Origin of the sequence: Halobaculum sp. MBLA0147 (assembly GCF_041361345.1) — an archaeon.
Lineage (GTDB): Archaea > Halobacteriota > Halobacteria > Halobacteriales > Haloferacaceae > JAHENP01.
The window spans coordinates 2,928,309-2,941,992 of record NZ_JBGKAD010000001.1 but is presented as its reverse complement, the minus strand read 5'-3'; the positions used below and the strand labels follow the sequence as shown (position 1 = coordinate 2,941,992).

14 protein-coding genes are annotated in these 13,684 nt (G+C 68.5%); 9 read left to right on the top strand and 5 right to left on the bottom strand.

Going from position 1 to position 13,684, the window contains the following annotated elements; genetic code table 11:
- Positions 1-37: 37 nt before the first annotated feature.
- Positions 38-2,245 carry a stage II sporulation protein M gene (locus tag RYH80_RS14205; RefSeq protein WP_370904551.1) on the bottom strand — a complete coding sequence of 736 codons (2,208 nt, stop codon included), beginning with the start codon at positions 2,243-2,245 and terminating at the stop codon, positions 38-40.
- A 227-nt stretch (positions 2,246-2,472) separates the two neighbouring features.
- On the opposite strand from RYH80_RS14205, the gene RYH80_RS14200 reads away from it, so the two are divergent.
- Positions 2,473-3,102: a transcription antitermination protein gene (locus RYH80_RS14200; RefSeq protein WP_370904550.1), complete on the top strand. Its 630-nt coding sequence runs from the start codon at positions 2,473-2,475 to the stop codon at positions 3,100-3,102.
- A gap of 79 nt (positions 3,103-3,181) precedes the next feature.
- Positions 3,182-4,225: a nucleoid-associated protein gene (locus tag RYH80_RS14195; RefSeq protein ID WP_370904549.1), complete on the top strand. Its 1,044-nt coding sequence runs from the start codon at positions 3,182-3,184 to the stop codon at positions 4,223-4,225.
- A 9-nt stretch (positions 4,226-4,234) separates the two neighbouring features.
- Here the strand turns inward: RYH80_RS14195 and RYH80_RS14190 are convergent, their stop codons facing one another.
- Positions 4,235-4,504 carry a DUF7553 family protein gene (locus RYH80_RS14190; RefSeq protein WP_370904548.1) on the bottom strand — a complete coding sequence of 90 codons (270 nt, stop codon included), beginning with the start codon at positions 4,502-4,504 and terminating at the stop codon, positions 4,235-4,237.
- A 307-nt stretch (positions 4,505-4,811) separates the two neighbouring features.
- Between RYH80_RS14190 and RYH80_RS14185 the strand changes: the two genes are divergently transcribed.
- From RYH80_RS14185 to RYH80_RS14170, 4 genes are all read left to right on the top strand, one after another.
- A complete protein-coding gene (locus RYH80_RS14185) occupies positions 4,812-6,026 on the top strand; it encodes an extracellular solute-binding protein (RefSeq protein WP_370904547.1) in 1,215 nt (404 codons plus the stop codon).
- 5 nt (positions 6,027-6,031) lie between these two features.
- Complete coding sequence (locus RYH80_RS14180; protein ID WP_370904546.1) at positions 6,032-7,015, top strand: ABC transporter permease; 984 nt, start codon at positions 6,032-6,034, stop codon at positions 7,013-7,015.
- A 68-nt stretch (positions 7,016-7,083) separates the two neighbouring features.
- On the top strand, positions 7,084-7,953 hold the full coding sequence (locus tag RYH80_RS14175; protein ID WP_370904734.1) for an ABC transporter permease: 870 nt from the start codon (positions 7,084-7,086) through the stop codon (positions 7,951-7,953).
- 111 nt (positions 7,954-8,064) lie between these two features.
- A complete protein-coding gene (locus RYH80_RS14170) occupies positions 8,065-9,084 on the top strand; it encodes an ABC transporter ATP-binding protein (protein ID WP_370904545.1) in 1,020 nt (339 codons plus the stop codon).
- An 83-nt stretch (positions 9,085-9,167) separates the two neighbouring features.
- Here the strand turns inward: RYH80_RS14170 and RYH80_RS14165 are convergent, their stop codons facing one another.
- Positions 9,168-10,271: a Gfo/Idh/MocA family protein gene (locus tag RYH80_RS14165; RefSeq protein ID WP_370904544.1), complete on the bottom strand. Its 1,104-nt coding sequence runs from the start codon at positions 10,269-10,271 to the stop codon at positions 9,168-9,170.
- 183 nt (positions 10,272-10,454) lie between these two features.
- Between RYH80_RS14165 and RYH80_RS14160 the strand changes: the two genes are divergently transcribed.
- On the top strand, positions 10,455-11,330 hold the full coding sequence (locus tag RYH80_RS14160) for an SDR family NAD(P)-dependent oxidoreductase (RefSeq protein WP_370904543.1): 876 nt from the start codon (positions 10,455-10,457) through the stop codon (positions 11,328-11,330).
- Positions 11,331-11,488: 158 nt separating this feature from the next.
- Entirely contained in the window at positions 11,489-12,367 is an 879-nt protein-coding gene (locus tag RYH80_RS14155; RefSeq protein WP_370904542.1) for a nucleoside phosphorylase, read from the top strand.
- A 52-nt stretch (positions 12,368-12,419) separates the two neighbouring features.
- On the opposite strand, the gene RYH80_RS14150 is transcribed toward RYH80_RS14155, so the two are convergent.
- The gene (locus RYH80_RS14150; protein ID WP_370904541.1) at positions 12,420-12,653 is read right to left on the bottom strand and encodes a type II toxin-antitoxin system RelE family toxin; all 234 of its coding nucleotides are present in this window, start codon (positions 12,651-12,653) and stop codon (positions 12,420-12,422) included.
- A 60-nt stretch (positions 12,654-12,713) separates the two neighbouring features.
- On the bottom strand, positions 12,714-12,995 hold the full coding sequence (locus tag RYH80_RS14145) for a ribbon-helix-helix domain-containing protein (RefSeq protein WP_370904540.1): 282 nt from the start codon (positions 12,993-12,995) through the stop codon (positions 12,714-12,716).
- Positions 12,996-13,185: 190 nt separating this feature from the next.
- Here RYH80_RS14145 and RYH80_RS14140 point away from each other — a divergent pair, with 190 nt between their 5' ends.
- Positions 13,186-13,656 carry a DUF6789 family protein gene (locus RYH80_RS14140; protein WP_370904539.1) on the top strand — a complete coding sequence of 157 codons (471 nt, stop codon included), beginning with the start codon at positions 13,186-13,188 and terminating at the stop codon, positions 13,654-13,656.
- The last annotated feature ends 28 nt before the right edge of the window (positions 13,657-13,684 follow it).

Sequence of the window (13,684 nt, the reverse complement as noted above, 5' to 3'; positions counted from 1 at the left end):
TCGGGGTGGGCGTCGGGCGGTCGGGGACCAGCCGGCCTCACCCCAAGACGAGCGCCGCGATCTGCGGGGTGAGGAACGCCTCGACGAAGCTCGCGACGACGAGGAGGACGGCCACACCCGCCAGTCCACTCGCGACGGTCTGGAGTCGTCCGGCGACCGTCGCGGCGTCGACGCGTCCACGGACACCACGCCAGCCGACGGCGCCGAGGTGGAGCCCCATCCCCCACGCGACCACGAGGATCGGGAGTTCGATCACGCCGTGCGGGGCGACCAGTGCCACGAGCGCACGAGGATCGAAGGCGGCGGCCAGTGCGCCGATCACGGCGCCGTTGAACGCCGCGGCGGTCGCGGCCGGCACCGCGAACGCGAGCCCACCGAACGCGCCGGAGACCGCGACCAGCCAGTTGTTCGCGGCGATGTTCGCGAACGTGCTCACCGGGAACGCGCCGAACACCCCCTGCACGTCACCCGGCGGCGGCACTGCGATCCCGGACGGCGCGACGACCGCCCACCCACCCGCACCGCCGGCGACGAACGCGAGTGTCGCGACGACGACCGCGACTGAATGCCGCGGGACGAACCCGAGACACCGTCGGAGTCCGCCGCCGAACAGTCCGCGGAGCGCGACGGCGAGTGAGCGACGCTCGCCGGAGGAGACGGCGAGTGGTGGCGTGTCGGCGCGTCTCGACGGCTCACGTCTCGTTCCGGTTCCCGTGTCGTGGGCGCCGGGGTCGGTCGTGGCGTCGTCTCCCTGCCCGGGTGCGGCCTCGTCTCCACCCTCGGCCGTAGCGTCGGCGCCTCGTTCCGGAACCGCGTCGACCCCCGTCTCGGCGGGTTCGGTCTCCGTCACCCACTCGAACCCGTCGTCGTCCGCGGTGGTGTCGGTCTGCTCCGTCGAACCTGCGGATACAGATTCCAGCCGCTCGTCCGCCGCCGTCCGGTCTGCGGGCGGCGCTCGGTCGGGTGTCGGCTCTCGATCGGTCGCTGCCTCGTGGTCGAGTCGCTCGCTCGGCCGGCGGACGCCGGCGTACAACCCCGTCGCCAACAGGTCGACGAGCGGCGAGACGGCCAGCGGGACGAACAATCCACCGACACGTCCCGCGCCCGCGGCCGACAGCGCGCCGGCGGCGACGCCGGCACCGACGTACAGCCCGGCGGCGACGAGTCCGAACACGACCGTCTCGCCGGGGTGCCGGCGGACGAAGCCGAGACTCCCCCGGATCGCACCGGCGACACTGCGGTCGTCGACGACTGCGGCCGGGTTCGCGAACGACAGCACCAACAGGACGACCAGCGTCACGGCCACTGCCGCGAGGGTCCCCAACACGCCGAGGACGATCGCGGCGGGCGAGAGGGCGGTCAACACGCCGGTCACGAGGAGGGAACCACCGACGAGCACAGCCGCGACGAGCAACCGGACGAGTGCCAACCCGAGGAACGTCTGCCACCGCCCCGCACCGCGGATACCGTCGGTCAACGCGACGTGACTCGCACGCGAGGCGACGCCGGTCGTCCGTCCGGCGTCGTCTGTCGCACGCGCCGAGTCGTCGGTCGGGTGCGAGGTGTCGTCAGTCGCCGGCGCACCCCGTCCGTCCGCGACCGCGAACGTCGCCCAGACCGTCGACTGCGCCACCGCGACGGCGACGGCGCGGACGAGGAGCCCGACGACCAGCGCGAGTGCTCCACCACCGAGGACGAGCAGCACCGTCTCCGGAGTGACGAGATCGGCCAGCGCCGCCTCGAGTTCCGGTGAGAAGCCCGGATCGCTACTGGCGCCGTCGGGTGGTGTGTCGCCGCCGAAGATACCACCGCCGCCGAAGGGTCCGCCACTCGGCTCCCCGGTAGTCGCCTGCGCCTCGCGGAACAGGGGTTCGGCCGCCTGCAACACCGGTTCGATCCGGCCGGTCGTCGCGAGGAGCGCCGTCGCGGCGGCGACACCGAGCAACACCGGGACGCGGGCGACGCTGGCGGTACCCAGCGCCAGCAGGTACGCGGGGAACACCGCGGCGGGGAAGTCGCGGAGGAGTCGCACCGCGGCCGTCAGCGACGCCGAGAGCGACGGGTCGCGGTCGTCGAACGCCGGCAGCGCGGCCGCAGTCGGTCGTGCAGTCGCCGGTGCCGTCGACTCCGTCGTCGTAGTCGACCGTGACTCCCCGCCGTCCGTCCGTGGGCCGTCCGTCGGACCGGCGTCGTCCGGGTGTGGGTCGTGCGAGTGATCGTCGTGCGAGTGATCGTCCGGGGACACGTCCGGTGGCTCGGCTCGGGCGCACCTAACGTTTCCTCCGTGTCTCACACGCGGTGGTTCCGGTCGGTCGTCTGGCGGCGGCCGTCGGCCGTCGCCCGGCCGTCGGCCGTCGAGCAATCGCGGTCGTCGAGCAATCGCGGTCGTCGAGCGATCACGGTCGCTCGACTCGGTGGACGAGCGTCGCCGCCGTCCGTGGATTCAAACGGGCGCCCGCCGAACCAGTGTCCATGGACGCCGAGGAGTTCACCGACACGCTCCGGGACGCACACGAGACGCCGCTGTCGCGGCTCGGCTCGTCGAAGTCGCTGTACGCGCTCACCGGCGGGGAGATGGCCGGCGACGCGGTGCGGGCCGTCGTCGCTCGCGAGGCCGCCCTCGTCGCCGACGCGCTCGCCGGGTGGAGCGACGACGAGACCGGGGAGACCAGCGACGCGAGTCGGGAGCTGTTCGCCGACGTGGCGGCGACGGCGGACGAGCACGCCGGGATCGGCGAGCCGGACGACCGCGCGTTCCCGGACGTGGAAGCGTTGGCGGCCACGGAGGGCGAGGCGGCGCGTCTCGGGGCGCTACTCGCCCGGCAGGTGCTCGCCGACACCCGGATAGGGCAGGCGGTCGGGTTCTTCGTCGGCGACGCCGACCCGTCCGGTGCGAACGAGTTCCGGGACCTCCGCGAGGACGTGACCGCCGACCTCGCGGCCGTCCAGACCCGACTCGGCGATGTCGTCGCCGCGGCCGACGACCCCGAGGCGGCTCGCGAGGCGGCACGGACGGCCGCCGACGAGGTACTGACGGCCGCCTACGACGACTACGTGGAGACGCTGGAGTCGCTGGGCGTCGAACCGAAGAACGTCTGTTGATCTTATATCTTAATTGTACCCGATCGAGCGCTCTAGCCACTGCGGCAGTTTAAATACGAATGGTTGTAACAGGCAACTGATGAGTACACAGACTGGTGTACGATTTGACGTTACTAAGGTTGCACAGGTAGATGTCGGTGGGAGATCTAACCAGAGGATTAAGTCCGAAACGAAAGCCGAATATGGGAACCTGATCCCCGATATTTTCGATGAATATATTAATAGAATTGCAACAATGCGAGACAAGAGCGACGTTTTTGTTGGAGATTTTATTCAGGCCTCAAGTATGCGACAGAGTCTGGCTAAAGTATCAAACCCAAGTCTGGGTATTCAAGACTTTGAAGATGTGGCAGCCAACCTCGCTGTAAGTTTGAACAACAAGATGAGCCAAGGCAATGCCGCAAGTGGCACTCTATTTGTATCTCAAGTAGAGTTTGATGGACAGAATATTCAATCTCCAACTCCGGTCAATGCCTGTGTTCTTCTCAAAATGGGTACAGAGGTGATCGAGAGGCTAGCCCGAGATAACGGGGACTTGGACGATATAACTCAAGACGAAGTATATCCCGATGCGTCCAACATACAGAAGGCGGCCATCTCTCCGCTATTCAAGACACAGACGTTTAGAAGGTCTGGTGAAATTAAAATCTATGATAAAACGGACTCGGACTACTTCAAGGACTTTCTGCAGTGTAATCGGTCAGAGTCCTCGCTAAGCCAGTTCAACAAACTTTCCGAGATAGTGTCCGATTTGCGGACACAGTCTGGAAACGGACTAGTAAGAGAGAGCGATATTGATGCCTTTGAGAATAAAGCAGCAAATAATTCTGACATTCTAAATAGACCGGATATGGTAGATGTCATACGGTCAGCTACTGGAAACGGTATATCTAGATCAGATATCGAGTCTGAATTAGAGAGCAAAGGAGTCAGAGAAATCGATGTGGCGAATAGCACTTCTCCGAGTAAGTTCAAATATGAGATAGATGTCGGTGGAGAATCCATTAGCGTTTATTCACCGGTGAGCTTAGACTCAAATATAACGGTACAATCCATACAGGGAGGAGGTATTAAACTAGAGATAGACGGAGATAGTGTGAGTAAGGAAACAAAAGGCAGGTAAATTAACTACTCACACCCCGTCGACACCCTCGCGGTACGCGCTCACCAGCTCGCGAGCGGCGGCGACGTGGTCGCCGGCCGTCTCGTCGACCGCGTCCTCGATCTCGCGGAGTGCGTGAGTGTGCCGCGCCAGTTTCCCGTGGTCCGGCCCCTCGTCGGCCGCGGCGGCGTCCGCGAGCGCGTCCGCCTGCCGGTAGATCCGCTCGCGCTCGTCGCCGGTCGCCGCCTCCGCTGCCAGTCGCAGTTCCTCGCTCGCGTCGGCGAGTCGCTCGCGTGGCATACGCCCCGATTGAACGGCCGCCGACGTGTCGGTTACGGTGGTCGCGAGCCGACGAGAACGAGCGGTACTGCACGCCGCACACAGTACCGTTCACCGAACCGTTCACCGAGTGGTACGTTCGAGTGGTACCGCGTCGCGGGACGGCGGGCTGCGAGGCCCGTCCGTGGCCGACGCTCCGTGGCGGCTCTCGCCAACGCCGAGTTTCATCTTGTGTCGGAGACACACGATATATAGCAGTCGTGACCGGTGTCAACCGTACGTTCGACTCATATCAACCTTCTTTCTTCCCTCCTCCGAGGCGGCGCACATGGCGCACTCCAGACGGGGAGCACTCTCCCTGACGGGCGCGGCGGTGGCGGCCGGCCTCGCCGGCTGCGTGACCAGTAGCGACTCGAGTACGGACGCGGGCGGCTCCGGGGGTTCGGGTGCCGGCGACTCGGGGTCCGGTGACTCCGGCTCCGGCGACTCGTCCGGGTCCGACTCCGACGCCGAGACGTACGAGGTCGGGTACGGGGACTTCCAGACGAGCGTCTCGGCGAGCGAGTTCCCGGAGAAGCTGTTCGTCTACGCGGTCCAGACCGGCTGGTCGAACTGGGGCGCACAGATGGAGACGTTCGAGGAACAGTACGGCGTCCCGCTGAACGACGACCAGCGTTCCTCGGGCGAGGCACTGTCGGACCTGCGCTCGCACGCACAGGACCCCACCCACTCGGCGTACAACGGCGGCTACACCTTCGGCATCCTGGCGATGCAGGACGGACTCACGCAGGCGTACAAGCCGGCCAACTGGGACAAGGTGCCGGAGAAGCTGAAGACGGACGACGGCCACATGACCGCCACGCGGCGGATGACGACGACCGTCACCTACCGGAAGGACATCTACGAGGAGCAGGGGATCGAGCCGCCGGAGACGTGGGAGGACCTCAAACGCGAGGAGATCGCGTCGAAGACACAGTACCAGCCGCCGAACGCGGCCGTCGGGCTCGCGGGTGCGCTGTCGATCAACAACGCCTACGGCGGGAGTCTCGACGACGTGCAGCCGGTGATCGACTACTACAACGAGGTGAAAGAGAAGGGTGCCGTCTTCGCGGGCAACGTCGAACAGAAGTTCACGAAGGGCGAGGTCCACACGTTCGTCGAGTACGACTACACCGGGCTGGACCTGAAGTACAACGCCGACTCCATCGGGGAGGACCAGGTGGCGACGACGCTGCTCACCGGCCCGAACGGCGAGAAGGGTGCGTTCAACCAGCCGTACGGCTACGGGATGCTGAAAGGCGCCCCGAACCCGGAGGCGTGTAAGCTGTTCATGGACTACGTGCTCTCCCTGGAGGGGCAACGGAAGTTCCTCGACGCGTTCGTCCGGCCGATCCGGGCGCCGGAGTTGGAGATGCCCGAGGAGTTCCCGCCACAGTCTCGCTACGAGGAGACGGAGTTCCAGGTCGACTACACGAAGCTGGTCGACAACCAGGAGTCGATCATCGAGGAGATCGGGAAGGGTGTCGGACTGACGGGGTACTGAGGCCGATGGCCGCACTCGACTCCGAGGAGACCGGCCTCCGAGAGCGCGCCGCGACGACCGCACTCCCGGAGACCGAACGCGACCGCGAGCGACGACGGATCGCGGTGTTGTCGCTGCCGTTCCTCGCGCTGGCGACGTTCGGGGCCTTCGTCCCGCTCGTCGAGATGGTGCGGGTGAGCACCTCGACCTCCAGTTTCGCCGTCGAGGGGTTCACCCTGTCCGCCTACCGGGAGCTGTTCGCCTCGATCCTCGCGTACCTCCCCGTCGTCGGTGACGCCGTCGTCCCGGGGACGGACCCGGTGTACGGCGCGGTGATCTGGAACTCGCTGTGGTTCGGGGCCGCGACGACCGTCGTCAGCGTCGCCGTCGGCGTCGGGATCGCCCACGCGTTGGAGAAGTACGACCTCCCGTTCGAAGGGGCGGTCGTCACGCTGGTCTCGTTCCCGATCAGTCTCCCCGGCATCGTCGCGGCGTTCATGATGATCGTGTTGTTCGGCACGACGGGCGTGCTCTCGAACGCCGTCGCCGTCCTCGCGGGGACGAGTCCCGACGCGGTCGCGTTGACCGGGCAACCGTCAGGCTCGACGAAGGCGATCCTCGGGCTGTTCTTCGGCTACCTGTACTCGATGATCCCGCGGGCGACGTTCCTGTTGCGCGGGACGTACGCCGAGGTGAACGAGGACGCCGAGGCCGCCGCTCGCTCGTTGGGTGCGAGTCCGTGGGAGACGTTCCGGTACGTCACCCTCCCACAGATCCGGCCCGGTGTCGTCGGCGCGGTGATCCTCACGTTCCGCACCGCGCTCGCCATCTTCGGCACCGTACTCGTGTTGAAGGCGCTGTCGGTGATCACCTTCCGGTTCGACCAGGAGATCCAGGTCGGGTTCGACCTCCCGATGGCGTCGGCGTTGGCGACGGTGTTCTTCGCGTTCACCCTGCTGTTCACCTTCGCCGGACTGCGCTTCACGGACGCGGAGGTGGCCGAGGCGTGACCGACGACGACGTCGCGGCCGACGGCGGACTCGCTGTCCGGGGCGTGCCCGACACCTCGATCGGCGTGCTGGACCGGCTGTCGGCCGCCGTCGGGCGCCGGGCGCTCGTCGGGCTGGTCGTCGGCTGCGTGGTGTTCCTGATCGGGCCCGTGGTGCTCACGTTCGTCGCGTCGTTCTTCGAGAGCTGGGCCGGTGTCGGCCCGAGCGGCCCGCTGACGCTGACCCACTGGGCACAGGCGCTGGGTCTCGCGGAGACGGTCGGCGCCTCTCGTGGCCTCGGGACCTGGGTCGTCGACGTACCGGCGACGGGACTCGCCGTCCGGATCCCCGCGAGTCTCGCCTTCAGCGTCCTGCTCGCGCTGGGTGGTGTCGGGGTGAACCTCGTCGTCGGGATCCCCATCGCGTACGCGGTGACGCGGTACGAGTTCGCCGGACGCGACTGGCTGAACACCGTCGCGGTGTTGCCGGTCGTGCCGGGGATCGTCCTCGGGATCGCGTTCCTGCGGACGTACCCGAACCTGCCGAGTGCGGTCGCGCTGGTGATCGGCTACTCGCTTCTGAAGGCGCCGTACATGGTGTTGGCCGTCCAGTCGTCGTTCGAGTCGATGGACCTCAGACGGCTGGAGGAGACCGCGCGCTCGCTGGGGGCGTCGTGGCCACGGACGGTCGCGACGGTGATCCTCCCGAACGCGAAACGCGGCATCCTCTCGGGGTCGATCGTCTGTTGGACGCTGGCGGCGGCGGAGTTCAACTTCTCGTACGTCGTCTACTCGCGGGGCCCGAAGCCGTTCTCGCTGTTCCTCTTCGAGAACATCTCGAACAACCCGTTCCAGCGGGCGGCCGCGGCGGTGTCGATCTACTTCCTGATCGTCGCCGGCGTCACCGCCCTGCTGCGTGCGACCGGCGAACGCGGGTTCTCGACGGGAGGTGTCCAGTGACACCCGGTGTCGACGGGGGCTCGCTCCGTCCCCGGGGCAGCCGAGCGGAGGCCCGGCACCGAGTACGGTACGGCACAGCCACACGACCACGAGCGGCGACGAGACCACACCATGAGTGAACGAGTGGAACTACGCGACGTGACGAAACGCTTCGACGAGACGGTCGCGGTCGACGGGGTCTCGCTCACCGTCGAACCGGGCGAGACGCTCGGCCTCGTCGGCCCGTCCGGCTGCGGGAAGACGACCACACTCCGGACGGTCGCCGGGTTCGAGACGCCGACGGAGGGCCGGGTCGCCTTCGACGGCGAGCCGGTGACGGACGTGCCTCCGGAGCGACGCGACGTGGGACTGGTGTTCCAGTCGTACGCGCTGTTCGACAACATGAGCGTCCGCGAGAACGTCGCCTTCGGGCTCAAGATGCGGGACGTCCCCCGCGCCGAGCGTCACGAGCGGGCGGCCGAGTTGCTCGAACTGCTCGGGATCGGCGGGCTGGGTGACCGCGACCCGACGACGCTGTCGGGTGGCCAACAACAGCGCGTCGGCCTCGCCCGCGCGCTGGCGATCGAGCCACGGGTCCTCCTGTTGGACGAGCCGATGACCGGGCTCGACGCGAAGCTGAAGACGCGCCTCCAGGAGGAGATCGGCGGGCTGCTGGCCGATCTCGACGTGACGAGTCTCTACGTCACCCACGACCAGGCGGAGGCGATGGTGATGTGTGACCGGATCGCGGTGTTGAACGACGGTCGAGTGGAGCAGGTCGGGACCCCCGAGGAAGTGTACGAGCGCCCGGCGACCCCGTTCGTCGCGGACTTCGTCGGCACCTCGAACAGGTTGTCGGCGACCGTCGACGACGGGGTGTTAGATCTGGGGTACGCCGCGGTCCCGGCACCGGAGACTGCGACGGACGGCGAGGTGACGGTCGTCGCTCGGCCGCAGGCGTTCGACGTTGGCGGCGGTCCGGTGGAGGCGACACTGGAGGATCGCTTCTACCTCGGGGACCACGTCCGAGCGAGTGCTCGCCTCCCGGACGGGGACGAACTGACGCTGACGTTCGACCCCACCGACGCGCCCGACGGGGACACCGTCTCGCTGTCCGTAGAGCCCGAACGGCTCCACCTGCTCGCGCGGTGAGCCGCGCCACTCGGCGTCCGGAGCACTCGTTCGGCGTCTACGGCACTCACCCGCCGTCTGCAGCACTCACTCGGCGACCGGGGTCACTCGGCGTCCGCGGCGAGCGACACCGGCTCGCCCCCCGAGTCGAACACGGCGTCGACGGCGCGTTGCACCCGTGTCGCCTCCTCGAAGGACACTAGATCGCCACCTTCGCCGTCGAGTTCCGCGACGAAGGCGTCAACGAGAGCCAGCGTTGAGGACGCTCGACTGTCGACCAACACCTGCTCGTCGTCCTCGCCGCGGTCTGCGATCAGTTTGTACCACTCCATCAGCGACAGCGACCCGTCGGTCCCCAACACGGTGATGGAGTTCTCCTCGCTCGCGGCCACGTCCGTCGCCAGGTCCAGCGTCCCGTGGACCTCCCCGTCGCCGTCGAGATCGTCGACGGCGAACGAGCCGACGACGGACTGCTCGTAGCGGTCCGGGCCGGCGTACTGGGCCTCGGCGGTGAGGCGGCGGATCGACCCGAAGATCTCCTCGACGCCGAACAGGAAGTGTGTCCCCACTTCGCGGATCGGGCCACCCTGTTCGCGTCCCTCCAGCCACGACACGTCCTGCCACTCGCGGGGCCACCGCGGGAACCGGAAGTGCAAGTCGACGCGGCACACGTCGCCGACGGCGCCCTCGCGGACCCGCTCGCGGAGCTCGCGGAACCCCGGCGTGTACCGGAACGGGAGGTTCACGCCCGTCACCGGCCGCCGGTCGGCGCCCGTCGCGGCCGCCGCTCCGTCACCGCCCGACGCGGGACCCACCTCGTCGGCCTCGGCGGCGCCGTCCGTCCGCCCGTCCGCGACGCCGTCGGCGACCGTCGCGGACGCGGCCGCCGCGACGAGTTCCTCGCCGCCGTCGGCGGTCGGCGCGATCGGTTTCTCACAGAGCACGTGCCGTCCGGCCGCCAGCGCGTCCGTCGCCACCGCGACGTGGTGTGCGGGCGGGACGCCGACGTACACCACGTCGACGGCCTCGTGTGTCACCAGCGTCTGGTGGTCCGTCACGGCCTCGCAGTCGTGGTCGGCCGCGAACTCGGAGACGCGCGTCTCGTCGCGGTCGCAGGCGACCGTCACCGTCGTCGCCTCGTGCTCCGCGAACGTCGACGCCAGTCGCTCCCCGATCACGCCACAGCCGACGATCCCCACCTGGTACATACCCGCCTCCTCGGGTCGTGGGGAACTTGTGGGTTGGTTTCCCGGCGGGTCGTGTTCGGCGCGTTCGACACCCGCCGGTCCACGTCCGGTGGGCTCGACACCCGCCGGTCCACGTCCGCCCCGTCCGACACCCGCCGGTCCACGTCCGGCGGGTTCAACACGCTGGCGCCCCCGAGATCGGTCGTGCACGACGAGACGACGAGTCCCTCTACCGAGACGGCACTCGTCACCGGTGCGGCGGGTGGTGTCGGCCGCGCCGTCGTCGAGCGGTTCCGCGCGGACGGGTGGCGCGTGTACGCGACGGACGTGGCGGCGGCACTCGACGAGACCGACCCGTGGGTGGACGACGACGACGTGGTCACCGCGGAACTCGACGTGACCGACGCGGCGGACCGCGAGCGGGTCCGCGACCGGATCGCCGCGGAGACGGGACGCCTCGACTGTCTGGCGAACGTGGCGGGGTACGCACTCCCCGGCGCGGTGCTCGACACCGACGAGACGGCCGTCCGGGAGTTGTACGACGTGCTGGTCCACGGGCCGACGGCGCTCGCGCGGACGGCGTTCGACCTCCTGCGCGCCGCCGACGGCAACGTGGTGACGGTGACGAGTTCACTCGCGCGGACGGTGTTCCCGGGCACGGGCCACTACGCGGCCGCGAAGGCCGCCGCGGCGACGACGACGGACGCGCTCCGCGCGGAGTGTCGCGGCACCGGCGTCGCGGCGACGACCGTCGAACCCGCCTGGGTCGACACCCCGTTCGACGAGCGGGGGCTGGAGCGACTCCCACCGTCCGCGGACCGCCACGCTGCGTTCGCGGAGACGTACCGACGACTGGAGCGTGGGCGACTGTTGGACGGCGGACTCGCCGCCGTCTCCCCCGAACGCGTTGCGCGGGTCGTCGTCCACGCCGCGACAGTCGCGCGACCGCGGGCGAGCTACCCCGTCGGCTGGCCCGCGTGGGGGCTGCGACTCGTCGGTCACCTCCCGACGCCGCTGGTGGACGCCGTCCGCGACACCGTCGCCGACGCGGTGACGCGAGTCCGCGAGTGGCGGGCGTGAGAGAGCCGGCCGTACGGGAACGCCACGAGAGGACGAGGGGCGACACCGCGGTCACGAGCGGCCGGGTCCTCGTAAGAGACGAGCAGCGCACCCGACCCCGTGCGACATCGTCACGAGGCGGCCGAACGTACTTGCCTCGCGTTCTCGTGCCTGCTCACGTGCCCTACGAGTACCCCGCCTTCGACGGCAAGCACGAGGCACCGGCGCTGATCTCCGCCGACCACGAGGTGGAGGCGGCGGCCGTGACGCCCGCCGAGACGCCCGACGCCGTCGTCCTCTGCTACCAGCCGACCCTGTTCGAGCACGCCGTCGAGACACACGAGACACGCGAACTGTTCGCCGACCACTACCTGTTCGACTGTCACGTCCTCGCGGACGTGTCGGTGGACGGTGCGGCCGCTCCCGACGGCGACGCGGACACGGACGCCGCTCCCGAGCACGACGCGGACGCGGGCGACACTCCCGATGACGACGCGACCGGGTCCGTCGGCGTCGTCGGGAACTTCGGCATCGGCGCGCCGGTGACGGCGATGATCGTCGAGACGCTGGGCGCCGCGGGTGTCGAGGCGTTCCTCTCGGTGGGGTACGCCGGCTGTCTCCAGACGGACGTGTCGATGGCGGACGTGATCATCCCCGACCGCGCGATCCGCGACGAGGGGACCTCACACCACTACCTCGCGCCAGGGGAACTCGTCAAGCCGACGCCGTCGCTGGCGGCGGACGCACGGGCGACCACCGCGGACTCGACCCGGACGGTCCACGAGGGGACGACGTGGACGGTCGACGCCGCGTACCGCGAGACGGTGCCGGAGGTGGACCACTACGCGGAGCGTGGGGTGCTCACCGTCGAGATGGAGGCCGCGGCGGTGTTCGCGGTCGCGCGCCACCACCGCTACGAGGCGGCCGCACTGCTCGTCGTCAGCGACTACCTCGGCACCGAAGAGTGGGAGCCGCGGTTCGACCAGACGGCCGACCACCTCCGGGAACTGTTCGAGATCGCCCGCGAGACGCTGGTGACGTACCTCGAAACTCCGTAGCAGTCGCCGGCGGGTCCCTCTTCTCCACCGGCCACCGGCCTCGGCGTTCGACTCAGTCGTCACCGGGTTCGTACGCACCGGAGCGGTGTTCGATCTCGTACACGATCAACACGGAGCGGTCTCGATCGGCGAGCGCGCCGAGTCTGTAGTCTCCCACTCGGATCTTGCCGTGCGGAACGCCGCTGAGTGGCTCGACGTACGCGGGCGGGTCGCGCCACCGGTCGGTGACGATCTCGTCGAGTTTCTCGACGATCCGTCGCTGTGTCGCGTCCTCGAGAGCGTCCAACTACTCCTTCGCCGAGGGTCGGAACTCCCACGTCCACTCGTCGGTGTCGCCCACGACGGATCACTCCTCGTCGAGTGACTCCAGCACGGCCGCTCGCGGGATCGCGTCCCCCTCGTCGTGCCGCATCGCGTACTCCTCGGCCGCAATCGTGCTCAACGCGTCACGCGACAACCCCGGGTGTTCGACGGCGTCGCGGATCGCGTGCCGGAGGAACTCGCTACGCGACGTGTACCCCTCTTCCTTCCACGCGACGTCGATGTCGGCGAGGAGTTGTTCGGTCACACGGAGGTTCAGCGTCGTCGTCTCTGGATCGGCGGGTTCCTCGTCGTCTGCACGTGCCATACCCGTGTAGTACGGAGACGGTACACTTGTGTCTAGTGTCGTACCGCGTGTACCACCGTCCCAATCCCACAGTCGCGTCGGCCGAGAGGTCCACCACTCCACACACACAACTTGAACGTTGCCCCTCGCTCCGTCGCGGACGCACGGCCCCCAGAGAGCCTTGTCCCGAGTGTGCCTCGGACCGGACACGATGTCGACAGTGACAGACACGGCGAACGGTAGTACGGAACGCGGTAACTGGCGAGCGGGCGTCCTCGGCGGGATCGCCGGGGCGCTCGTGATGGGTGTCCTCGTCGTGGCGATGAACACCCCGACGATCGCGGTGGCGATCCCGTCGCTGTACACGTTGGCGCCGCCACAGAACCCGCTTGCTGGGTTCGTCGTCCACGTCTCGCACGGGGCGGTACTGGGTGTGATCTTCGCGGGGCTCGTCGGTGCGGCGGATCTCGACGCTCCCGGCCGACTCGTCGGCGCCGGGGTCGCGTGGGGTGTCGCGACGTGGGTCGTGTTCGCGGCGCTGGTGATGCCGGTGTGGCTCGGAGCGGTCGGGTCGCCCGCCTCGCCGCCGTTCCCGAACTTCGCGCCGCCGTCGCTGCTGTGGCACGCCGTCTACGGGCTCGTCCTGGGCGGCGTCTACACGGCGACGAGCGACGCGATCTGAGTGTGTCGGCGGCGGTGGCTCGGTCCCG

Coding starts and splice junctions, on each gene's coding strand:
- RYH80_RS14200 (WP_370904550.1), top strand. CDS start 2,473: ATGGACGCCGAGGAGTTCACCGACACGCTCCGGGACGCACACGAGACG.
- RYH80_RS14195 (WP_370904549.1), top strand. CDS start 3,182: ATGAGTACACAGACTGGTGTACGATTTGACGTTACTAAGGTTGCACAG.
- RYH80_RS14190 (WP_370904548.1), bottom strand. CDS start 4,504: ATGCCACGCGAGCGACTCGCCGACGCGAGCGAGGAACTGCGACTGGCA.
- RYH80_RS14185 (WP_370904547.1), top strand. CDS start 4,812: ATGGCGCACTCCAGACGGGGAGCACTCTCCCTGACGGGCGCGGCGGTG.
- RYH80_RS14180 (WP_370904546.1), top strand. CDS start 6,032: ATGGCCGCACTCGACTCCGAGGAGACCGGCCTCCGAGAGCGCGCCGCG.
- RYH80_RS14170 (WP_370904545.1), top strand. CDS start 8,065: ATGAGTGAACGAGTGGAACTACGCGACGTGACGAAACGCTTCGACGAG.
- RYH80_RS14165 (WP_370904544.1), bottom strand. CDS start 10,271: ATGTACCAGGTGGGGATCGTCGGCTGTGGCGTGATCGGGGAGCGACTG.
- RYH80_RS14145 (WP_370904540.1), bottom strand. CDS start 12,995: ATGGCACGTGCAGACGACGAGGAACCCGCCGATCCAGAGACGACGACG.
- RYH80_RS14140 (WP_370904539.1), top strand. CDS start 13,186: ATGTCGACAGTGACAGACACGGCGAACGGTAGTACGGAACGCGGTAAC.